Annotated in this window: 23 protein-coding genes; 12 read left to right on the top strand and 11 right to left on the bottom strand. The window is 66.8% G+C overall.

The features are described from left to right. The first annotated feature begins 30 nt into the window (after positions 1 to 30). The 5 genes from EJK15_RS18475 (at position 31) to EJK15_RS72805 (ending at position 5789) form a co-directional block, all read left to right on the top strand. Positions 31 to 960, top strand: coding sequence for an ABC transporter ATP-binding protein (locus EJK15_RS18475; protein ID WP_138711686.1), 930 nt, complete (start codon positions 31 to 33; stop codon positions 958 to 960). Further along, on the top strand, positions 957 to 2549 hold the full coding sequence (locus tag EJK15_RS18470; RefSeq protein WP_138711685.1) for an ABC transporter permease: 1593 nt from the start codon (positions 957 to 959) through the stop codon (positions 2547 to 2549). The genes EJK15_RS18475 and EJK15_RS18470 overlap by 4 nt, the downstream gene beginning before the upstream one ends. Before the next feature lie 159 nt (positions 2550 to 2708). Continuing rightward, complete coding sequence (locus EJK15_RS18465) at positions 2709 to 3362, top strand: class I SAM-dependent methyltransferase (RefSeq protein WP_138711684.1); 654 nt, start codon at positions 2709 to 2711, stop codon at positions 3360 to 3362. Positions 3363 to 3869: 507 nt separating this feature from the next. Next, positions 3870 to 5339: an MDR family MFS transporter gene (locus EJK15_RS18460; protein WP_240777040.1), complete on the top strand. Its 1470-nt coding sequence runs from the start codon at positions 3870 to 3872 to the stop codon at positions 5337 to 5339. A 279-nt stretch (positions 5340 to 5618) separates the two neighbouring features. Beyond that, positions 5619 to 5789, top strand: a complete 171-nt coding sequence (locus tag EJK15_RS72805; RefSeq protein WP_206060941.1) for a hypothetical protein — start codon at positions 5619 to 5621, stop codon at positions 5787 to 5789. A 79-nt stretch (positions 5790 to 5868) separates the two neighbouring features. Here EJK15_RS72805 and EJK15_RS18455 read toward each other — a convergent pair whose 3' ends face one another. Then, positions 5869 to 6114 carry a hypothetical protein gene (locus EJK15_RS18455; RefSeq protein ID WP_138711682.1) on the bottom strand — a complete coding sequence of 82 codons (246 nt, stop codon included), beginning with the start codon at positions 6112 to 6114 and terminating at the stop codon, positions 5869 to 5871. A gap of 43 nt (positions 6115 to 6157) precedes the next feature. Beyond that, positions 6158 to 6850, bottom strand: coding sequence for a hypothetical protein (locus tag EJK15_RS18450; protein WP_138711681.1), 693 nt, complete (start codon positions 6848 to 6850; stop codon positions 6158 to 6160). 61 nt (positions 6851 to 6911) lie between these two features. On the opposite strand from EJK15_RS18450, the gene EJK15_RS18445 reads away from it, so the two are divergent. After that, complete coding sequence (locus EJK15_RS18445) at positions 6912 to 7637, top strand: MerR family transcriptional regulator (protein ID WP_138711680.1); 726 nt, start codon at positions 6912 to 6914, stop codon at positions 7635 to 7637. A 213-nt stretch (positions 7638 to 7850) separates the two neighbouring features. Further along, a complete protein-coding gene (locus EJK15_RS18440) occupies positions 7851 to 8828 on the top strand; it encodes an SGNH/GDSL hydrolase family protein (RefSeq protein ID WP_138711679.1) in 978 nt (325 codons plus the stop codon). Between the two features lie 167 nt (positions 8829 to 8995). Here EJK15_RS18440 and EJK15_RS18435 read toward each other — a convergent pair whose 3' ends face one another. Then, positions 8996 to 9415 (bottom strand): helix-turn-helix domain-containing protein, encoded by a 420-nt coding sequence (locus EJK15_RS18435; RefSeq protein WP_138711678.1) that lies wholly within the window; start codon positions 9413 to 9415, stop codon positions 8996 to 8998. 167 nt (positions 9416 to 9582) lie between these two features. On the opposite strand from EJK15_RS18435, the gene EJK15_RS18430 reads away from it, so the two are divergent. Beyond that, on the top strand, positions 9583 to 10185 hold the full coding sequence (locus EJK15_RS18430) for a hypothetical protein (protein WP_138711677.1): 603 nt from the start codon (positions 9583 to 9585) through the stop codon (positions 10183 to 10185). Positions 10186 to 10212: 27 nt separating this feature from the next. On the opposite strand, the gene EJK15_RS70680 is transcribed toward EJK15_RS18430, so the two are convergent. The 6 genes from EJK15_RS70680 to EJK15_RS18405 form a co-directional block, all read right to left on the bottom strand. Continuing rightward, complete coding sequence (locus EJK15_RS70680) at positions 10213 to 10383, bottom strand: hypothetical protein (RefSeq protein ID WP_171074387.1); 171 nt, start codon at positions 10381 to 10383, stop codon at positions 10213 to 10215. 66 nt (positions 10384 to 10449) lie between these two features. After that, positions 10450 to 11799 (bottom strand): FAD-dependent oxidoreductase, encoded by a 1350-nt coding sequence (locus EJK15_RS18425; RefSeq protein WP_138711709.1) that lies wholly within the window; start codon positions 11797 to 11799, stop codon positions 10450 to 10452. Further along, positions 11799 to 12746 carry a phosphotriesterase family protein gene (locus tag EJK15_RS18420; protein ID WP_138711676.1) on the bottom strand — a complete coding sequence of 316 codons (948 nt, stop codon included), beginning with the start codon at positions 12744 to 12746 and terminating at the stop codon, positions 11799 to 11801. The genes EJK15_RS18425 and EJK15_RS18420 overlap by 1 nt, the downstream gene beginning before the upstream one ends. Before the next feature lie 21 nt (positions 12747 to 12767). Continuing rightward, positions 12768 to 13466, bottom strand: coding sequence for an SDR family NAD(P)-dependent oxidoreductase (locus EJK15_RS18415; RefSeq protein ID WP_138711675.1), 699 nt, complete (start codon positions 13464 to 13466; stop codon positions 12768 to 12770). Further along, positions 13466 to 14236, bottom strand: coding sequence for a sugar isomerase domain-containing protein (locus EJK15_RS18410; protein ID WP_206060939.1), 771 nt, complete (start codon positions 14234 to 14236; stop codon positions 13466 to 13468). Before EJK15_RS18410 ends, EJK15_RS18415 begins: the two co-directional genes overlap by 1 nt. Next, positions 14233 to 15183: an ROK family protein gene (locus tag EJK15_RS18405; RefSeq protein ID WP_171074394.1), complete on the bottom strand. Its 951-nt coding sequence runs from the start codon at positions 15181 to 15183 to the stop codon at positions 14233 to 14235. Before EJK15_RS18405 ends, EJK15_RS18410 begins: the two co-directional genes overlap by 4 nt. A 124-nt stretch (positions 15184 to 15307) precedes the next feature. Here EJK15_RS18405 and EJK15_RS18400 point away from each other — a divergent pair, with 124 nt between their 5' ends. Beyond that, positions 15308 to 15991 carry a GntR family transcriptional regulator gene (locus EJK15_RS18400; RefSeq protein WP_206060938.1) on the top strand — a complete coding sequence of 228 codons (684 nt, stop codon included), beginning with the start codon at positions 15308 to 15310 and terminating at the stop codon, positions 15989 to 15991. 47 nt (positions 15992 to 16038) lie between these two features. Here the strand turns inward: EJK15_RS18400 and EJK15_RS18395 are convergent, their stop codons facing one another. Beyond that, a complete protein-coding gene (locus EJK15_RS18395) occupies positions 16039 to 17112 on the bottom strand; it encodes a Gfo/Idh/MocA family protein (RefSeq protein WP_138711672.1) in 1074 nt (357 codons plus the stop codon). Beyond that, a complete protein-coding gene (locus EJK15_RS18390) occupies positions 17109 to 18245 on the bottom strand; it encodes a Gfo/Idh/MocA family protein (RefSeq protein WP_138711671.1) in 1137 nt (378 codons plus the stop codon). The genes EJK15_RS18395 and EJK15_RS18390 overlap by 4 nt, the downstream gene beginning before the upstream one ends. 306 nt (positions 18246 to 18551) lie before the next feature. Between EJK15_RS18390 and EJK15_RS18385 the strand changes: the two genes are divergently transcribed. The 3 genes from EJK15_RS18385 to EJK15_RS18375 are packed head-to-tail and all read left to right on the top strand — an operon-like array spanning position 18552 to position 21771. Next, positions 18552 to 19943, top strand: a complete 1392-nt coding sequence (locus EJK15_RS18385) for an extracellular solute-binding protein (protein WP_171074393.1) — start codon at positions 18552 to 18554, stop codon at positions 19941 to 19943. Further along, the gene (locus EJK15_RS18380; protein ID WP_138711669.1) at positions 19940 to 20857 is read left to right on the top strand and encodes a carbohydrate ABC transporter permease; all 918 of its coding nucleotides are present in this window, start codon (positions 19940 to 19942) and stop codon (positions 20855 to 20857) included. Before EJK15_RS18385 ends, EJK15_RS18380 begins: the two co-directional genes overlap by 4 nt. Beyond that, entirely contained in the window at positions 20854 to 21771 is a 918-nt protein-coding gene (locus tag EJK15_RS18375) for a carbohydrate ABC transporter permease (RefSeq protein WP_206060937.1), read from the top strand. Before EJK15_RS18380 ends, EJK15_RS18375 begins: the two co-directional genes overlap by 4 nt. The last annotated feature ends 23 nt before the right edge of the window (positions 21772 to 21794 follow it).

The raw sequence follows: 21794 nt of genomic DNA, 5'->3' as shown, positions 1-21794 counted from the left end.
ATTTCGTGAAATTCATGTAGTCTGCGAATCATGTCAAACATGATCTCCGTGTCCGGTCTGGTCAAGACCTTCGGCCAGACACGGGCACTCGACGGTCTGGACCTGACGGTCCGGGCCGGTGAGGTGCACGGGTTCCTCGGTCCGAACGGGGCCGGCAAGTCCACTGCCATCCGGGTCCTGCTCGGCCTGCTGCGCCAGGACTCCGGCACGGCCCGGCTGCTGGACGGCGATCCGTGGCGAGACGCGACCACACTGCATCGCCGGCTGGCGTACGTGCCCGGCGACGTGACCCTGTGGCCGACGTTGTCCGGTGGCGAGGCGATCGACCTGCTCGGCCGGATGCGCGGCGGACTCGACCCCCAGCGCCGAGCCGAACTGCTTGAGCGCTTCGAGCTGGATCCACGCAAGAAGGGGCGGGCCTACTCCAAGGGCAACCGGCAGAAAGTGGCCCTGGTCGCGGCGCTGTCCTCGGATGCCGAGCTGCTCATCCTGGACGAGCCCACCTCCGGCCTCGACCCGCTGATGGAGGCGGTCTTCCAGGAGAGCATCCAGGAAGAGCGGCGCAAGGGACGCACGGTGCTGCTGTCCAGCCACATCCTCGCCGAGGTCGAGGCCCTGTGCGACAGGGTGAGCATCATCCGGCACGGCCGCACGGTGGAGACGGGCACGCTCACCGAGCTGCGCCACCTCAGCCGCACCTCGATCACGGCCGAGCTCACCGGTCCCGTCCCCCAACTCACCGGATCAGTCGGCGTGCACGACCTGTGGACGCAGGGCAACCGGCTGCGCTGCCAGGTCGACGGCGACGCGCTGGACGCGCTGCTGCGCGAGCTCGTGAAGGTCGGCGTGCGGAGCCTGGTCAGCCAGCCGCCGACGCTGGAGGAGATGTTCCTGCGCCACTACGAAGACGATCTGTCCGGCACGGGTGCGACCGGAAAGCACGCGGTGGTCCAGCGATGAGCACTCTCACCGGCACCGGCGGACTGATCCGGCTCATCCTGCGACGCGACCGGGTGAGGTTGCCGGTCTGGTTCGGGCTCGTGGCGATGCTCGTGATCGGCATCGCGAGCTCGGTGGCCAGCGCCTATCCCTCTGAAGAGGCGCGCCAGGCGTTCCTCCACACGACCAACGGCGACCCGACACAGCTCATGATGATCGGCCCGATCTATGACTCGTCCGCCGGGGGGCTCGCCGCGTGGCGGGTACGCGGGCAGGCCGCCCTGCTGATCGCACTGGCGAGCCTGTTCCTGGTGATCCGCAGCACCCGCGCGGAGGAGGAAGCGGGCCGTAGCGAACTGCTGGGCTCGACCGTAGTCGGCAGGCACGCGGCACTGACGGCCGCGCTGATCGTGGCGTTCGCCGCCAACCTGGTCACCGCCCTTGTCGTGGCACTGGGGCTCATGGCCCAGGGGCTGCCTCCGCAGGGCTCCCTGGTGATGGGACTGTCGGTCGCCGCCGCCGGTTGGGTCTTCGCCGCGCTCGCGGGCCTGGCGGCCCAGCTGACCGAAAGCTCTCGTACCGCCGGCGGCATCGCCGCCACGGCGATGGGCGTCCTGTACGCGGTGCGCGCGATCGCGGACGTCGAGAAGAGCTCCTGGGTGTCCTGGCTGTCGCCGTTCGGCTGGACCCAGCACATGCGCCCCTTCGCCGGTGACCACTACTGGCCGCTGCTTCCTGTCATCGGCCTGATCCTGCTGCTGGTGGCCGGCGCCTACCGGATATCCGCACGCCGGGACCTGGGGGCCGGAATCCTCCCGCCCCGGCTCGGTCCCGCCGACGCGGCGCCGGGCTTGCGCACCTCGCTTGCCCTGGCGTGGCGACTGCAGCGGGGCACGTTGCTGGCCTGGGCCGTCGCGTTCACCGCGTTCGGTGCCGGGCTGGGAGGCGTGGCGCGGAGCGTGGCCGAACAGCTGAACACGAGCGAGGCCCTCAGGAGCGTGATCGAGCGGATAGGTGGCGGTGGCCGTCCCGTCGACGGTTTCTTCGCCTTCGTCATCTACCTGATGAGCCAGGTCATCACGGTCTACGCGATTCAGGCGACCCTGCGATTGCGGGCGGAAGAGACCTCCGGCCGTGCCGATATCATCCTGACCGGCCCGGTCGGCAGGCTGCGCTGGGCAGGCGGTCACCTGGCCATCGTCGCGGCCGGGTCGGGGATCGTGCTCGCTGGGCTCGGTCTCGGGATGGGTCTGGTCTACGGGCTCTCCACGGGAGATCTGGGCGGCGAGATTCCACGGCTGTTGGGTGCGAGCCTGACGCGGCTGCCTTCGGTCCTGGTGCTGGCCGCCATCTCGGCGCTGGTGTACGGCCTGATGCCACGGCTCGCCGCGATCATCCCCTATACCGCGCTCGGCCTGTGCCTCGTGCTCGAGTTCGCCGTGGAACTGCTGCACGCCGATCCGTCGATCTTGAAGGTGTCACCGTCCGCGCAGACCCCTGGGCTTCCGGTCGCCGAATTCACCGCGACGCCGCTGGTCCTGCTGGCCGTCGTCGCCGCCGGGCTCACCACTGCCGGACTGGCCGGGCTCCACCGTCGTGACCTCGGATGACCCGCAGGACCACCTTCAGGCGATCCCGAAGATGATGATCGTTGAACGCTATGGAGCGGGCCGGCTCACCGGTGAATCGGCGCCTGGCCGTTCACCTCGCATGTGCGAGGCGCGACAAGCAAGATCACAGTCTGCCGGACAGGCATAGCATGGCCCTCCATGACCGAGCCGGACTTCTCCACCGCTACCCGCGCCGCGTACGACGCCGTCGCCACCCGCTATGCCGAGGACATCCCTGGGGTTTACCATTCCAGCCCACTCAACCACGCGATGATCCCGGTCTTCGCCGAGCTGATCCGGACCACCGGCGACGGCCTGGTGGCGGACGTGGGATGCGGCCCCGGCCACGTCACGGCGCATCTGCATTCCCTCGGCGTGAACGCCTTCGGCGTCGACTTCTCACCGGAGATGATCGCACTCGCCCGGGTCGCTCATCCGAAGCTGCGCTTCGAGGTGGGGCGGATGGATGCTCTTGCGGAGGACGACGCTTCCCTGGCCGGGGTCCTGGCCAACTACTCGATCATTCACACCCCACCCGAACGACTCTCCGGAACGCTCGCCGAGTTCCACCGCGTGCTGGCGCCCGGCGGCTACCTGCTGCTCGGCTTCCAGGCGTACGACGATCCTGACGAGTTGGCCGAGGCGTTCGACCACGTTGTGTCACTCGCCTACCGGTATTCGCCCGACCGCGTGGCCGAACTACTGCTCACGGCCGGGCTCGCCGAGGTGGCCCGGCTGGTCATCGCCCCGAGTGAGGACCCCAAGCGGGGCTTCCCGCAGGCATACCTCCTCGCCCGCCGCGCGGAACACTGACGATCACGGCCGAGGCACTGAGCGCAGACAGTGGGTGACGCCATCTCCGCGCGGCCAAGGGATCGGCTCGAACGGTTCCAGTCGCCCCTCGGGCACACGCCGGTACCCATGAGGCGGCTGTCGGCCCGGCTGATCGACAGCCGTCCCCTACCGCAGAGGATCATCAGGTTGTTCGACCGCACGTGCAAGCTGGTCACCTGGGATCGATGACGATTCCCGGTTCGTGGTGCTCGCTACCGTGGTGACCCAGCCCTCGGGGCGTGTGGTGTGCGAGGTATTCGCCCAGGTCATGGAGCGATTCGGGTGCTCCTTTGCGTGATCTGGGATCGTCGTCCGCCGGTGAAAACCGGGTGACATTTCGCATCACTTGCCGGAATGCTGAGGACGGGCGATGAGTTTTGTCGGTGGTGCCGGTCATTCTTTGCATGACCACAACTTCTTGTTAGACCCGAGGCTGGGGACGCCAGCCATGACCACGTCATGTTCGACAACCCCGATAGAGGTGCCGTGTCCAGCCCACAGCTCGACTCACCCGCCAAGTCCGCGACCGCCGTTCCGGGTCGCACCCCGGCCGTGATCCGGCTGCTTGTGCTCGCCACGTTCGTGGTCATCCTCAACGAGACGATCATGATCAATGCGATCCCGCGGCTGATGGGTGCGCTGAACATCACCGAGCAGACCGCACAGTGGCTCTCGACCGCCTTCATGCTGACCATGGCCGCTGTCATCCCGATCACCGGATGGTTCCTCCAGCGGGTGTCCACCCGCAGCGCATACACCACCGCGATGGGCTTGTTCCTGCTCGGCACGGCGTTGGCCGCCGTCGCGCCGTCGTTCGAGGTGCTGCTGGGCGCCCGCATCATCCAGGCGTCCGGGACAGCCGTGATGATGCCGCTGCTGATGACCACGCTGATGCAGGTGGTGCCCGAGTCGGATCGGGGCCGGGTGATGGGCAATGTCACCCTGGCCATCTCGGTCGCGCCCGCCATGGGCCCGACGGTCTCGGGGGTGATCCTCCAATTCGGGTCCTGGCGGCTGCTGTTCGCCGTGGTGTTCCCCATCGCCGCCGTGATCGCATGGCGCGGCCTGAAGCAGCTCAAGAACGTCGGAGAGCCCCAGTTCAGCACCGTCGACTGGTTGAGCGTGGTGACGGCGGCTGCCGGCTTCGGCGGCCTGGTCTACGGGCTCAGCCGGTTCGAGGGCGGTGACGTCCGCGTCGCCGCCGCGATCGTGGCGGCCGGCCTGGCCGCCATCGCCGTCTTCGTCGTCCGCCAACTGTCGTTGCAGAAGCGCGGCGTGCCGCTGCTGGACCTGCGTACCCTGCGCTACCGCACCTACACGGTCGCGCTGATCCTGATGTCGGTGGCCTTCATGTCGATGCTCGGCTCGATGATCTTGCTGCCGCTGTACCTGCAGAACGTCCGCGAGCTCAGCGCCCTGCAGACCGGACTCCTCGTGATGCCGGGCGGCCTCGCGATGGGGCTGCTCGGTCCGACCGTCGGCCGCCTGTTCGACCGGTTCGGCGGCAGGGTTCTGGTCATCCCCGGCTCGATCGGGATCATGCTCGCGCTCGCCGGCTTCACCCAGGTCACGATGACCATGCCGTTCTGGCAGCTCCTCGGTCTGCACGCGCTGCTGATGGTGGGTCTGGCCGCGACCTTCACCCCCGTCTTCACCCTCGGGCTCGGAGCGGTTCCCCCGCCGCTCTACTCCCACGCCAGCTCGATCCTGAGCACGCTGCAGCAGGTCGCCGCCGCCTTCGGCACCGCGCTCGTGATCACCGTGATGAGCGCGCGAGCCGATGCCCTGAGATCCGCGGGAGCCACAGAGGCGCTCGCCAACCTCGACGGCATGCGGCTGGCCTTCATCATCGGCGCGGTGCTGTCCGTGGTCGTGGTCGTCACCGCCCTGCTCCTACCCGCCCAAGCGGACAGCGCCAGCGAGATCGAGGGGACCCGGCCGATGGAACCGGCGTGACGACGGTGGAGTGAGACGCCGTAATGCCCGCAGCATCCACGTACTGCTCGAAGGCCACCTGGTCCGGACGCGGACTGGCCTGAGGACCTCACTATTTTCGCAGGTCTACGCCTCGCCAGACGTGCGGCGTGGGGGCCGTTCGCGCCCGCCGCCGCACGCGGGCGGGCGACCCCGGCCAGCAGTAGCCCAGACATAGAGCGCTTCACGACGAAGATGCCAGTCATGAGCGCGTGCCGTTCGGTGTGTACGGCTCGCGCCACAAGGATGCAGAATCAGGCCATGGATCGCAGACAGATCACCGATTTACGCGCCCGACGAGCGGTGCATCGTGCTCTGCGGCACAAACGCGCGGTGGGCCGGGCCATGGTGAGAGCTCGGCATGTGATGGCTGTCCTTACGCTTGTGGTGATGCTGGCCGTGCTCGCGATGGCGTTAGCGGACGTGGTGTAGTTCGCCGAGATCAGAAGGTGCCCCCAGGCCAGTCCGGCGTTCGGCTTGGAACGCGCCCCTGACCTCATGGGTGGCAACGTCAGCGGTCGAACCAGCGTGCTGCCGACTGTGTGAGCAACTCGATGACGATCGCGAGCGGCAGGAGGGTGGCCGGGTCGATGAGGGTCATCCAACCGAGCTCACCGTCGATGGTGACCGTGACGAGGTGACTGCCGACCGCGATCGCCTCGAAGGCGATGGCGCACCAGCGCACCCACTTCCTGCGTGACGACCAGCGAAAGATCAGCCACCCCATGAGCGCCACGACCAAGAGAGGCTGGAGCAACAGATCAGGCCGCCACGCCGCTACGGGTACGAGCCAGACCGCCTCACGCCGCGACTGCGGTATCGGACGCCGGTTTCCGACTACGCAGATACCGCCAGCCCAGCACGCCGTACCAGATCATGATCGGCAGGTGCAGGGCGTACCCGAACTGTTCCAGCGCCGCCGTTGGGCCATCGGTCCCGGTCGTCCACGGAAGCGCCACCGCGGCAAGACCGGAAAGCGCGGCGATCACGCCGCTGATACGAAGCCCGGTGGGCATCGGGATACCGGCTGCTCCGGCGGCGGTGGCAGCGACCCACAGCAGCCCGGCCAGGTTGACCGCCCACTTGGCGGTGAAAAGGACCGCCAAGGCCACGGTGGCGGCCGCCGGGGCGGTGGGGTCGGCGGCCAACTGGGTCAGTGCCAGGTTTCCGGCGTCGTGAAGGAGACCGGCCAGCCCGGCAGCGGCCAGTAGGCCGCCGGTCGGCGTCGTCGTGTGCGGCCTGGGCGCCTCGACCGAGAGAGCGGCCATCACCAGCCCGGCCGCGGTCAGTGCCAGCCAGCCGAACACGTCGAGGGCCAACCCGGTCAGGTGCAGGCCGGCCTGCTCCCTTACCGCGGCCAGCACGGCGCCGGGGTCGGACGGATTCAGGGTCAACCCCGATGGCACCACGAGGGCCGCACCGGCGACCATGGCTAGGACGGAGGTCAACAGCAGCACACCGGTGAGGCGGTTCCGAGGGTTCAGATCAGTCATGGACGGTGACGGTAGAACCTTCACGCAGGGGCAAAGTCAACAGGCCAGGAGAGGGGACGTCATGTGGCGGATCGGGCAACTGGCGCGCATGGCCGGCGTATCCGAACGCACCCTGCGCCACTACGACAAGATCGGGCTGCTGGTTCCCGCCACGGTCGACAGCGCCACCGGCTACCGCTGGTACGGCGTGGCCGAGCTGTCGCGGCTCGAACGCATCCGCGGACTGCAGCGCCTCGGCCTGCCGCTACGCCAGATCGCCGATCTGCTGGACGCACCCGAGACACAGCTACGGCAGGCACTGAGCGAGATCGTGACGAGCATCCGGCGTGACATCGCCACGCTGGCCGCGACCGCAGCACACGCCGAGGACCACCTCGCCACGCCGATGTCGATCCTTCCGCAGCAGACCGTGGTGGGCCCCCGACGGCTCCGCGTCCGTCGGATGAGTCTCGATCACCCATCTGAACTGGTCGCTGTCTGCCCGGCACCACCGGCAACCCTGCTGACCTGGCTCAATGGGGAACCGGAGGGAGGATTCGCCGCCGCGGTCACGACCGATCACACCGGCGAGCCACTCACCCTGCCCACTCGTACCGTCGTACGAGCCGTCGTCCCACCCTCGGCAGGGATGATCCGCGCAGGCCAGGAGCTGTTCGGCTGGCTGCACCGCCACCAGCTGAGCATCGCCGGTCCCACAGTGGAAGAACACCTCGTCGACGACGACGGCGCCCACGCCATCGTCCTCGAGGTGTCCGTCCATCCACGCCAGCATGCCCACACCGCTTGACCCCGCTCCCGCTTCCGTCGCCCGAGCCGGGCGGTCGTACCGCCGTTCCGATCTGCGGATGGTCCCTGCCGTTCACAGAGAAAGCACACGAGGAGGCGCCCCCCTTCCAACGCCGCCGAATTCCGCCCAAATGATCAACCAATATCTAAACGGCATTGGTCTGACCTGCGGCGATACGCCGAATTGCGCTCTGCATCTCAAGATATACAAAGCGTGAAACACACTGAGTTCGTCGCATTCCATGTCGCATATCACTACGATGCCGTCATGAAATCATTACTAGCAGCTCTCACCATCAGCACGCTAAGTGTATTACCCGCTACGGCCGCCAACGCCACCGAATCCACAGGGTCGCTGAACATAGTGGCGATGGGTGACTCTTATGGATCCGGCACCGGCGCCGGTAACTACGAACCGGGCACCGAGGCAGGCTGCTTCCGCAGCGCAAACTCCTACTCCTCGGTCATCGTCGACGAACTCCGCCGGCGTGGCAAGCAGGTGAATTTCACGAACGTCACCTGCAGCGGCTCGGCGATCAGAACACTACGGGAATCATTCAAAGGCGAGCCCCCTCAGTTCGACGCGCTTAAGCGCAACACCAACGTGGTGATGCTGAGCATCGGCACCGGCGATATCGACTTCGCCGGATTCGGCGGATTGTGCATCCAGGCGGACTGCTCGGGCGCGCCCGCCACAGCGATCAGAGGTCTGCTACCGGCCATGGGTGAGAGGCTGACGGCTCTCCTGATCGACATCAAGACCCGCAGCCCGCGCGCCAAGATCGTGCTGACCGCGTACGGACAGCAGGTCACACCAGGCGAGAACGCCGAGGGCGTCACACTGGACCCGATCTGCGACAGCCAGGTGTTCAGCGCACAGGAGCGGGTGGAAGGCAACCAGGTCGCGAGAGAGCTCGACGCGACGCTGAGGAACGCCACGAAGGCCGCCAAGGCACGAGGGGTAAACGCCCGTTTCGTCAGCCCCTACGTGAATTCGGTCGATCTCCGGCCCGAGTTCGAGGACCATTCGCTGTGCCAGGCCGAGCCGCCCTTCTACCGAGGATTCGACGCACTCGCTCCGGGCCAGGAGGGCATCGACGCAGTCCTGCACCTCAACCAGCAGGGACAGGCCGCCATGGCCGACCTCATCCAACGTAAGCTCCCCGCCCTAGCCGGCCCAGCGGCGCTCTGAAGGTGGGTCACGGCCGCTGCCTCCCGGATCGGAGGGTATGCGTTGGCCCCGGAAATGCGGGAGCTCCGGGGCCAACGCATACGACGGGTCGTCATTCGCCCGCAGGGCCGATGTATACCGGGCAGGCAACCCCGATGACTCCGAGGCCGCAATAACCGTTCGGCACTTTAAACAGCTACACGTCTCTTAGCATCATCGCGACGCTTGTACTCCTGGAGGTCCTCGCACGTTATTCGCCGGTGCTTACCGATCAAACGGAAGGGGATCTCACCCGCTTCCAGCAGCTTGATCAAATAGGGCCGCGAGACGTTCAGCATGTCCGCCGCCTGCTGTGTCGTCAGCTCAGCGTGGGACGGTATAACCGTGACCCCCCGCCCCTCGGCCGCCTGGGCGAGGATGAAGGCGAGTAGGCTCACGGCTTCGCGAGGCAGGATCAAGGGGTCTTCGCCGCCATGCTCGCCGGCGACCCGGATGCTTGACTGCCCGGGATATCGCATGAGGTAGTCCTTGATCCGGCGCACGGCGCGATCGGCCATCTCGGCGTCGATGACCCCGGGCGGGACTCGCTTGGCCTGGACGTCTGCCATCACAGCACCTCCTCTTCGCAGCATCCGCAACATTCGAAATAAACGCATGCTCTGGCGACATGCGACATGCGACATGCGACAGGCATCCGTATCGGACCGCGCCCGCGGGCGTGTCCGTGCCGAAGAGGACTGCGAACCAAGCCGCTCCCGCCGGCATCAAACTCTTCATGATCAGCGTGACACTCTCCTTGATGCTGGCCCTGTCCCCGGCGACCGTGACCGAGATTCCGAAGAACTTCCTGCTCACCGAACGCGACGCGCGCAGGCACCTGGATCCCCATGAGGCAGACGAACATGGCTACCAGATCAGCGACAAGCTCACCAAGCCGTTGGAGCTGAACCCGTGCGTGCGCCAGCGCGCCGTCGACCGCGACCGGGTGGCAGCCCGCACGATTACGCACTGGACCAGCGCACCTAGCGGCTCCTCCGAACAGCTCGTCATCTACAAGAGCCGCCGCGCCGCCCATTCCGCGCTCACCCGTCTGCGCGCCGAGGTCAAGCGATGCGCGCGCAAGGACGACCCGTCGGCGCCCGAACTCAAGATCCAGTGGCGGACGAGTAAGGCCAAGGCGGGAGACGAGGCCATAGGCATGGGTTATCAGACCTGGCAGGACGGCAGAGTGAACCAGACGATCACCGGTATCGTCGCGCGCAAGGGCAGCGCACTGATGATCTACACGACCGACGAGGGAGCCTACGACCCCGGCCGACTGACCAAAAACGCCAGGAAGATGGCCGCCAAGGTGTGTAAGTTGCCCGGCGTCTGCTAGCCCAGCCGCAGCGCCAGGAAAAGGTCCTTACACGTCCGCCGCTGGCGTGCCCAAGTCGGCGGCCAGGTAGCCGAACGGGGCGCCGGCCTGCAGTTCTTCGGTGAGCATGTCGATGACCTGCTGGGGCTTGGCAGATGGGATGAGGATGTGGGGTGGTACGTTCTGGACCCCTTCGAGCTGGTCGGTCGCGGCCGTCATCCACGGCGAGGCAGCCGAGCCGGGCAGCCGGGAGCGATGGTGTGCTGGTGGATGCGCTCGCGCGTGTCAGATCGATGTTTTCGGGCTGAGCATTGCTCCATCGCGGCAGAGGTGGCGTTGTAGCTCTGCGACGTCGATCTGACGCAGAGGCTTGCGACTGGCGCTGCTCAGCGCCGCGAGCGTCCCCGCAGCTTGTCCCATGGCCATGCATTGGGCGATGGAGCGTGCGCTGGCGTGGGCCTCGTGAGTGGCTGACAGGCAGCGTCCGGCGACGATGACGTTGTTCAGACCGACAGGGAGGAGACAGCGTAGGGGAATGTCGTACACGCCGTTGTCCGGGATGTAGCGCCAGAGGGTGTCGGTGCCGCCGCTGTGGTCTTCGATCGGCGCGCCGCATTGAGCGATGGCGTCATCGAAGCGCTGTGCGCTCAGTACGTCGTCGGCGGTCAGCCGGTAGTCGCCGTGGACCCGGCGAGCTTCGCGTACGCCGATGTGCGAGGACAGTCCGACCAGGCTGGCCTTCTCGTAACCGGGTACGAGGTCCCGCAGGAACCGAACGTATTCCCCGACCTGCCGCCGTCCGTCCATTTCGGCGCGGGTCAGCTGGCGGACATCGGTCGGGTCGACGCCCACCACCCGTGTCATGTTGGCGAGTGAAACACCGTCGACCGGGGTCCGGTGGATGCTGCCCTCCTGCCGAGGCAGCTCGTAGTCACCATGGCTCGCAGCCTGAGCCATCAGCTCGAACAGTTCTTGTTTCGGGAACGACCGGGCGCGGTCGGTGTCGACGTTGGCGACCCGGAACGTCGTGGTCAGCGCTTGAACGGGTTCCCCGGTCTCCGCTCCGTCGTAGCCGGCGCCGGCGTGGGCGCAGATATCCGCATCGCCGGTGCAGTCGACGACCACGCTCGCAGAGGCCCTGAGCAGGCCGTTCCTGGTGGCCAGCAGTACATCGGTGACGTCGCCTCCTTCGGCGTCGACGATGACGTCGATCGCCATGGTGTGGAACAGGACGTCAGCGCCGCTGCCGGCGACGAGTTCGTCCCACACCATGGTCAGCACTTCGGGGGAATACGTGACACCTCCTCCTGCGCCGTATGTGTTCGGCCGGATGAAGGCGGCGTCACGCATCGTAAGCGCATCGACGACCTCTTGGGCGATTCCTCCGACGACCTTCGCGTTCGGGCCTGGGGTGTAGAAGCCATAGAACGTGTCCAGGACGCTGGTTCCGATGCCGCCGAGGGATCCGTGGCGCTCGACCAGGAGCACGCGAGCGCCTGAGCGAGCGGCGGCGATCGCGGCGACACAGCCCGCTGATCCGCCACCGGCCACGAGCACGTCGACGGTGGCTACCTGCGGGACCTGACCGAGCACCGGCGTGATCGCGGTGGCGAGGCGAAATGAACTCGGGGGCATCAAGAAATATCCTTTATGGCGAGGAATCGGGCAGGGTTGGTGCGAGTGATCTGGTTGACCGGTTGATCGCCGATGCGGCGGCGCAGCCGGGGCAAGAAGTCGCGGCCGAGTACGTCCATCCCCGGCCCGCCTCCATAGGCACGCAGCATCGTGCTGCGGCCGACATCGGTTCCCAGCATCAGTCGTTCGGAGTGCCCGCCGTCGAGGAGCCGCTCGATGAGCGCCATGAGGTCGGAGTCGGGCCGGTATTTGATCCTGCCGACCGTGTCGTAGAGCAGGTACGCGCCGCGTTGGGCGAGCTCGCGATGCAGGTCCAGGTCGGCGTTGCGGTCCATGTGCGCAAGTGCGACCCGGTCGGGGCTCAGCCCGCCGGCTTCGGCCATGTCGAGCATGTCGTGGGCGAGCGTTCCGATCTCGCAGTGCACGGCCACGCTGACCCCGGCCAACCGTGCCGCTTCGATGCCGGCTTCGATCCGGCGGCGTTCACCGGAGGTGATCCGCTGATAGGAGGCGCCGATCTTTATCAGTCCGGCACGCACCGTTGTCGGCAGCGGTGCCGGCCCGCGCCAGTCCCGGTCGTCGATGCCGGTACGCAGGTCGGTGAGCAGAACATCCAGCAGGACGTCCGTGCTTTCGCGGTGGACCCAGTGATCGGCGGTGTAGTGGGCGTCGCGGTGATAGCCGGTGGCCAGCACGACCTGGACGCCGGAGCGTCGCGAGATCTCGGCCAGGTGAGTGGGCCGGCGTCCGAGCCCCACCGTGGTCAAGTCGACTACGGTGTCGATGCCGCTGCCGGCGACGAGGCTCAGCTCAGCACACATCTTGTCCGGGTCGTCGAAGTGTTCCCCGGGCAAGGCCGGGCTGGACAGGAACACGTGCTCGTGGGCGTCGACGACGCCCAAGCTGTCCGCCTCGACCGGCCCGCGGACCGTCTGGACGAGAGACACTCCACTGCTCCGTTCGTCGCGCTAGCGTAGGGTCCAGCCGCCGTCGGCGGGGAGGACGGCGCCGGTCATGGTGCGGGCCGCGTCCGACAGCAGCCAGAGGATCGCGGCGGCGACTTCGGCGGGTTCCAGCGCCCGGCGGCTCAGGGGCTGTAGCGCCGCCATCGAGCGGGTGATATCCGGGTCTCCCAGAGCGCGCTGCGCCATGGGTGTGTTCACCAGCCCTGGCGCGACGATGTTGATGCGCACACCGGAGCGGGCCGCCTCGTAGGCCGCCGAGCGGACGAGGGGCACCAGGGCTCCTTTCGCACTCGCGTAGGCGACCGTGAGGAAGTCGTCCGCGAGGGTCGTGGCAAGCGCCGAGCCCACGACGACGATGGACCCCCCGCCGCCTCGGGCCAGCTCCGGAATCCCTGCTCGCAGCAGCCGGAAGACCGACTCGTGGTTGACCCGGTGCACCTCGGTCCAGGCTTGATCGGTGCAGTCGGTTATCGGACCGTCTCCCAGGCCGCGCCCGCTCATGCCGATGGCGTGCACTATTCCATCCAGGCCGCCGAGGCGCTCGCTGGCTTGCCTGACGGCGGACTCTGCTCCGCCGGGCCTGGTCACGTCGACGTCGTCGCGGTCGACACCGTAGGCGGCACATCCTTCAGCTGCCAGCGCTTCCATCACCGAGGCGCCGATGCCGCCACGGGCGCCGGCGACGAGGACGCGCCCGGACATCAAAGTGCCTTCTTGCGCAGGACGGCGGCGGCGCGGGCCGCGTGATCGAGGTACGCGTCCTCGAACATCGCCGTCGACCGTTCGGAGCCGACGAGCTGGCCGCTGGTCAGCACGGCCGGCATGCGCCCTGCGGCCACCAGCAGTTCGGCGGTGCGGACCTTGATGTTGTTGACAATGGCGACGGCGGCCAGAGTGCTTCCCGGGCCTACCGGAGTATCCAGCCCCGGGATCTCACAAAGAGCGTCGCCGACAGGGGTACAAAGGTCGATCACGACGTCGGCGTGATCGACGAGCTTGGTTCCTGACGAATGCCGCGCCTCTGCGGCGTTGGTCGCGGCCAAGGAGGTGACCGCGATGACCGGCAGGCCGGCTTTCCGGGCGCCGATGGCCATTTCGATCGGCACGGCGTTGAGCCCGGTCGCGCTAAAAATGATCATGCCGTCTTGGGGTCGTAGCTGGAAGTTCGCGAGGATGACGTCGGCGAGACCTTCCATACGCTCGATGAACATCGCCTGGCGTTGGCCGTTGGCACCGACGACCTGAGTGTGAAAGGTCATCGACAGCTCGGCCAGCGGGCTGAAGCCCGGGTAGGACCCGTAGCGGGGGAAGAGCTCTTCAATCGGGATACGGGAGTGTCCGGTACCGAAGGCGTGGACCAGCCCGCCGCCACCGATCGAACGGGCGGCGATCTGGCTGGCCTGCTCGATCGGGTCCTGCTGGGTGCTGTCCAGTGCGTCCAGAATGCGGCGAGCCTGATCAGTCCATCTCACGTGTACTCCAAGAGGGTTGATTGATCGTCCTGGGCGCCGAGAGCGGCACCTATTGCGGCGGAATGGTCGGTGAAGTGGGCGAGCCGGATGAGTGACGGCCCGATGAGCGGCGCCACTGTCTCCAGTCGCCGTCTGACGACATCGACGAGGCCGGGATAGCGGTGCGCGAGCCCGCCGCCGAGGACGACGTTGGATATCCCCAGCAGAGCGCACGCGTTGGCGACGCCGGCTGCCAGCGCGGCGCTCGCGTGGCTGACGATCGCCGTCGCCTCCCGATCATCGTCGACCACCGCGGCGAAGATGGCGGCGGGAGTGAGCCGCGCCAAGTCGCCGCCGCTGCGACGTTCGAGAAGGGGGGCGGCGCCAGCCCTGACGGCGGCGCGAGCGGCTGTCACCAATGCGGCGCCGCCGCTGACGGCGTCGACGCAGCCGCGGCCGCCGCAGCCGCACAGTGGCCCGTCGGGTACCACGCTGACGTGTCCGACTTCGCCGACGCGGCCCGCGACGCCGCCGAGCAGTCTTCCGCCGAGCACGACGGCGCCGCCCACCCCGGTTCCGATGGCCACGAAGACCGCGTCAGCGAGATCGGTCGCGGCGCCGAGGCGCAACTCGGCGAGAGCGAATGCCCGGGCGTCGTTGAGCACAGCGACGTGGTGTCCGGTGGCCCTGGTCAGGACGGCGCCCAACGGAAAGTCACGCCACTGTCCCGGCAGATTGGGCACGATGCCGGTCCGGCCGGTAGCGGCATCGACATGGCCGGGAACGGTGATCCCGACCCCCCTGACATCGCCTGCCTGTTCGTTGATCAGCTCGGCGACCTGATCGACGACGGAATGCTCACCATCGCGCGCCGTGGGCATCGAGCCGGATGCGACCACCTCACGACCGTTCAGGATCGTCCATTTGATGTTCGTGCCGCCGACATCGACACCCAGCCAGCACGCCACCTCGGGCGCGCCCGCCAGCGTCCGATCTTGGTTATCTAGCCCTCTAGACATGGAGTAACCTAGCTTCGTAGTTGCTGCGACGAGAAGGGAGCCGGCTGTGGCTGCCGCTCGCACACCGCGTTACGTGGTGATCGAGGAGTATCTCCGCAAGCTCATCGCCGCTGGTCAACCTGGTGATCAGCTGCCCAGCGACAGCGAGCTGTGTGAGCGCTTCAACGTCAGCCGGATGACCGCGCGTCAGGCTGTGCTGCGTCTGGTCAATGCGGGAGCCATCTATCGCGTGCCGGGCAGCGGTAGCTTCATCGCCGATCATCACATCCATCGCGGGATGAACCGACTGCGGTCGTTCACCGAGGACATGCGATCCCGCGGACGAGTGCCCAGTTCGCGGGTGCTTAATGCTGGACTCAGAGCCGGCTCGGCAGATGAGCTGCGCGCGTTGCATCTCGCCGCGGCTGATCGTGTCGTCGCCGTGACGCGGGTGCGTCTGGCCGACGGGATCCCCTTGGCCTTGGAGCGTGCCATCCTGCCTCCTGGTAGTGCGCCGATCTTGCAGGCGGACCTAGCGACGTCGTCGATGCATGAACTCGTGCGGGAGCTGGGGCGTGAGCCGACGCTGGCTCGCGGTTCGCTGACGGCGGCGACCGCGTCCCCGCTTGAGGCCGAACTGCTGGCGGTCAAGGTGGGGGCCGGGCTGCTGGTCGAACGTCGCACGATTTTCGATCAGCAGGGAGCACCGATGGAATACACCGAGACCTCCTACGTCGGCGAGCGTTACCTGTTCGATGTCGTCCTCGAGCGCGGCTGACGCACCGGCGCCAGGGCGTCGGCACATCAGCGCGGGGCAGGCCGGCTTCATCGCGGAAGCGCGTCGACGTCACGGGGATCGACCCGCAACCCGGTACGCGATGACTCGATCGCGGCGTAACACAGCGCCAGTCCCGGCAATGAAGCCCGGCCCTCTATGCCCGGCCGCCGCCCGTCCTCGATCGCGCGGAGCATCTCGCCCATCGTTCCGCGCATCCCGTTGGCGAACCAGTCGCCTTCAACGGTCACCGGGTGAGTGCCGCGTGCGTCAGTGAGAACGACGTCCGGGCCGCCGAGCGATTGCCCTGTGTGGGTGAGCACACCAGTTGTTCCTTCGACCCGGTAGCTGCCGGATTCAGCCCACCTGCTGGAGCCGCGGAATACGAGGCTGACCTGCGCGTCGTCGAAATCGATGAGGACCTGGGCCTGTGTCGGGACCGGGATGACCTGTCCATGGCGCGTGCCGCAGTTCGCCATGACGCTCCGGGCCTCACCATGCTCCCCGAAAAGGTTGGCGATGAGGTCGAACCAGTGGATACCGAAGTCGTAGAGGATCAAGTCCTCCATCTTGGAGAAGCGTGGATCGCTCTCCACGATCCGATCATGCGGCCAGTAGACGGCGAAGTCGGCAGAGGTCAGTGTGCCGATCTGACCGGCCGCGACGGCATGGCGAAGATAGGAGAAATGAGGCGCCCAGCGCCCATTCTGATTGACCGCGAGCGTGCGGCCGACTTCATCGGCGATGGCGCACAGCCGCCGCCCTTCGGCCAGCGAGCGCACGAACGGCTTCTGGCTGAGGACATGCTTGCCGGCGCGCAGCGCGGCCTCGACGATCGGCGGGCGCACATCGACGTGGGTGGCGATGTCGACCACCTCGAGTTCTGGCATGGCGAGCATCTCGTGGTAATCGGTGATGACACGAGCGACCGGAAAGAACTCCGCCTGCCGCTCGTACGCACGCTCGGCGATCAGATCGCACAGCACGAGCACGTCGTAGCCGGCCTCTCGATAGGCGGCGAGGTGCAGAGCGCTGATACCTCCGCAGCCGATCAACCCGATGCCCGGCCGGTAGTGCCGCGGCTCCTGCGGTAGATACCGCACCGTTCTGTCGTCGGCAGTCATCGGCCGGTCCCGACCGTAAGCGGCTGAGCAGCGGCGACGTCCGCGAGCGAGACCGGTCTGCGCAGGCGTGCGCTCAAGATGGCCGCATCGACAATCTGCTGTCCCGCCCGGGAGATGCCCCAGGAACTCGGTCCGGCGACCGGTACGTCGCGCTCCAGCGAATCGATGAGCAGTCCGAGGTGATCCCGTTCGGCCGCCGGCAGCACGTCCACGGCGACCGGGGCGCCTTCCGGCCGGGCGGCGGTGTGCAGGGTGATGGTCTCGGCGTAATCCCAGCTCGTGATGACTCCCTCAGAACCGATGACGGTGAATCCACAACGCGGCGCGGACTGGATGGTCCACGGATCGGTGAAAGTACCCCACCGGGTCTGGAACGTGGACAGGCCGCCGGGGTAGGCCGCGGTGACGACCGACTGCTCGTCCACCTCCAATCCGGGCGGGAGGTAGGTCACCGCCGTCACCTCGCTCGGCAGTTCCCCGTCGCGGAACCAGGTGCCCAGCGTGACGCCGTACCCGAGGTAGTCCAGTAGTGAACCGCCGCCCGCGGCTCGCTGATACCACCATGACGCGTTCTTGGTGGCGACGTCTTCGCCCGTCGCGACCTCGCGCTTGTCGTGTGCGTGTTTGAGGGGCCCACGGTTGCCGTCGTAGTAGTGGATCTCGACGACCTCCCCGATGGCTCCCTCGCCGACCAGCCGCTTGGTCGTGCGATGGGGCGGATACCACGCCAGCGGCCAGTTGACCGTCAGCGTGCGTCCGGTGTCGCGCATGGCGGCGATCATGCGATCGGCATCGGCCAGCGAGGATGCGAAGGGCTTCTCGACGACCACATGCACCCGATGGGAAGCCAGGTACTCGGCCCAGCGCACATGGTCGGCGGTCGTCGAGCACACGATGACGATCTGCGGCGATGCGCGCTGAAGCATCTCGTCGACGTCGGTGTAGAGCAGGGTCTCAGGCAGGCCCAGGTGTGCGAGCACGCTTCTGCCACGGCTTGGCCGGTCATCCCACGCGCCTACCAGCTCCACGCTGGGGTGTTCGGCGGCGAGGCGCAGCTGATCGCCGGCATGCATGTGATCGAAGCCGAGCACCGCGACCCGCCAGACGCCCGACCCGTTCGTCCCTTCCGGCATGTATTCGACCTCCGCGAGCAGCCATCTATACAGGTCGTTATGTAAGCAGACGCCTGTGTGCCGGTCAAGGTCGCCGGTCGGCCAGCCGGCTGGCGCCCGTGAACGTACTCCGCGGCTGACGCACGACCCACGGCTCGCTGACGTAGCTGGTCAGTCCCCGGCAAAGAGGTTCGTTAATGCCGCCTGGCCACCCGGGGCGCTCATGGAAGATCGTGTTAATTCTGGGTATCGGAACACTAGCCATCTATACCGATGTCGGCCTATCGTCTCGCTACATCGACGCAGACCTTCCACTGGAGGACCCAGATGAACGACACGGTGCGTCATGGCGCGATCCCAGCCGGCATCGACCGCCGGCACTTCCTACGCTTCGGTGTGATGGGTCTTGGAGGGGCTGCGCTCCTGGCGGCCTGCGGCGAGGGCAAAGGCATCGGCGGCGGCATCGGCGCAAGCAGCGGCACCGCGTCGGCCGCAGGGCTGCCGGCCGCTCCAGCCGCGCACAACGCCGCCACCGCCAAGAAATACGCCGGTACGACGGTCGCCACCGACATCCCCGGCTTCGGTACGGAGATGTCCACCACTCAGCAACTGGCGAAGCAGTTCGAGGCCGAGACCGGAATCAAGATCAAGACCGTTCCGCTTCCGAAGAGCACGTCCGACGCGTACGCCGCGGACCAGCGTCTGCTCGCCGCCAATCAGGCCAGTCCCGACGTCCTGCTGGTGGACCTCATCTATCCGCCCGCGCTGGCCCAGTACCTCCTTGACCTCAAAGATCATCTCACCGAGGCCGAGATCGCGCTGAGCTACCCCAACCTCATCGCCGTCAACACGATCGACTCCCGCCTCGTGGCCTACCCGTGGTACGGCGGGTTCGGGCGCCTCTACTACCGGACCGATCTGCTGGAGAAGTACGGATTCTCCAAGCCGCCGGCCACCTGGCCCGAGCTCACCTCCATGGCGACCAAGATCCAGGCCGGTGAGCAGAAGGCCAACAAGGCATTCGCCGGCTACGTCTTCCAGGGCAACGCCTACGAAGGCTTGACCTGCAACGCTCTGGAATGGGTAGCCTCCTACAACGGCGGCACGTTCATCGACGGACCCACCGTGTCGGTCGACAACCCGAAAGCGATCGCCGCTCTGAAGCTGGCCCAGAGCTGGGTCGGCAAGATCTCTCCGACAGGCGTCACCACATTCACCGAGGACGAGACGCACAGCGCGTTCGGTGCAGGCAACGCGGCCTTCATGCGCAACTGGGAGTACGCCGAAGACCTGCAGAAGGGGTCGAACGTCGCCGGGAAGTTCGCGGTCGCGCCGTTGCCCGCGGGCACCGGGCCCGGCGCCACGACCGCCGCGGCCGCCGGCGGATGGGCGGTCGCCATCAACAAGAACAGCCAGAACGCGGAGGCCGCCGTGGAGTGGCTGCGCTACCTGACCAGCCCCGAGGCGCAGGCCTATCGAGCCATCAATTCCGCCGATGTCCCCGCCCAGCCGGCCGTCGCCGCCATGGCGGAGGTACAGGCCGCGCTGCCGGCTCTGAAGCAGAAGGTCGTCCCGTTCGCGCGTCCGACCCAGGTCGGCGCCCAGTACAACGAGGCATCAACGATCATTTTCCAGGCGGTGAACGCGATGCTTCGCGGTTCGGACGTGGAGTCGGGAGTGAAGAAGATGGCCGGCGATCTGCGGGAACTGATCGGATGACGGCTCCGCGACGCTCCGGCCGCGCTCGTCACTCGAGCGCCGGCCTCGCCGCGCAACAGGCTCGGCTCGCCTGGATCCTGCTGGCTCCCAGCCTGGCCGTGGCGGCTGTGGTGGCGTTGTACCCGGCCATCACCACGATCTACCGCAGCTTCACCAACGACACCTTCGGCGGCACCTCCAGTTGGATCGGCCTGGGTAACTACACGACCCTGCTGGAGGACGCGGCCTTCTGGTCCTCGGTCTGGATCACGATCGAGTTCTCGGTGATCACGGTCGCGGTCGAGGTCGTGCTGGGAATGATTCTCGCGCTGACGTTGCACAGCGTCTTCATCGGTCGTGGAATCATGCGGGCACTGTTGCTGGTTCCGTTCGCGATCATCAATGTGATCTCGGCGAGCATCTGGAAGTTGATGTTCAACCAGAGCTACGGCGTCTTCAACGATTTGCTCGTCGACAAGTTGCACCTGGCCAGTGAGCCGTTCGACTTCTTCGGCACCCGTACGGCCGCGCTGCTGTCGGTCTCGGCGATCGACATATGGAAGACGACGCCGTTCATGGCGCTCCTGCTGCTGGCCGGGCTGCAATCCATTTCGCGCGACACTCAGGAGGCCGCGCAGGTGGATGGAGCGGGACCGGTCCGGCGGTTCTTCTCCATCACGCTGCCGCAGCTTCGGCCCGCACTGCTGGTCGCACTGGTCTTCCGCAGTCTGGACGCACTGCGCGTGTTCGACGTGTTCTACGTGCTCTTCGGCGCACGAGCAGACACCACCACGATGTCGATCTACATCGAGCAGAACATCGTCGACTTCGGCAAGGCAGGCTACGGCTCGGCGATCAGCGTCGCCGCCATGCTGCTCATCGCCGTCTTCATCACGATGTACGTGGGCCTGAACGCGAGGATGAACAACAAGTGACCAACACCCTGATCCCACAGATCCCGACCATGAGGAAGCAGACGAGGCACCGGGTCCGGCTCTGGCATGGGCGAACACCTGCCGCTTGGGTACGGCGAGTGCTGTTGTACCTGCTCGTCCTCGCGATCGCGGTCTTCCTGCTCTTCCCCGTCTACTGGGCCGCGAAGACAGCTCTTTCACCAGATCGGGAGATCTACGCGACCCCTGCGGCCTACGTGCCGCAGGAATTCACGATTCAGCATTTCAACAACGCCCTCAGCGACCCGCGCTTCATGCAGAGCATCATCAACTCGGTGATCGTCGGCGTGTCCGTCACGGTGATCTCCATTTTTCTGGGCGCGTTCGCGGCCTACGCTCTGGGCCGGTTCCGCTTCCGCGGTCGCAGCATGATGCGCTACATCATCTTGGCGATGTCGATGTTCCCCAACATCGCCATCCTCGGCTCGCTGTACAAGATGCTGACGGCCACGAACCTGTACAACACACTGCCCGCGCTGATCATCACCTATCTGATCTTCATCCTGCCCTTCACCGTGTGGACCTTGGCCAGTTTTTTCCAGCAACTGCCCCACGAACTCGAAGAAGCCGCATACATCGACGGCGCATCCCCGATGCAGACCTTCTGGCGCATCATGATGCCGTTGGCCGCTCCCGGCCTGGCGGCCACGTCGATCCTCGCCATCATCGCGGCATGGAACGAGTACCTGTTCGCGCTCTCCTTCGTGTCGGACAGCAGCAACTGGACCGTGCCGGTCGTGATCTCCAACATCGGCGCGCAGTCCAGCGCGTACACGATCCCCTGGGGCGATGAGATGGCGGCATCCCTGATCGTCATGGTCCCGGTGATCGCGCTCGTGCTACTCCTGCAACGGCGAATCGTCGCCGGCCTCACCGCCGGGTCGGTGAAAGAATGACTCGACGGATGCTCAGCAACCGG

The sequence above is a fragment of the Nonomuraea basaltis genome (assembly GCF_005893125.1).
In the GTDB taxonomy this organism is placed as follows: domain Bacteria; phylum Actinomycetota; class Actinomycetes; order Streptosporangiales; family Streptosporangiaceae; genus Nonomuraea; species Nonomuraea basaltis.
Note: the sequence above shows the minus strand (reverse complement) of the source record. Positions and strands in the feature narration are given on the sequence as shown.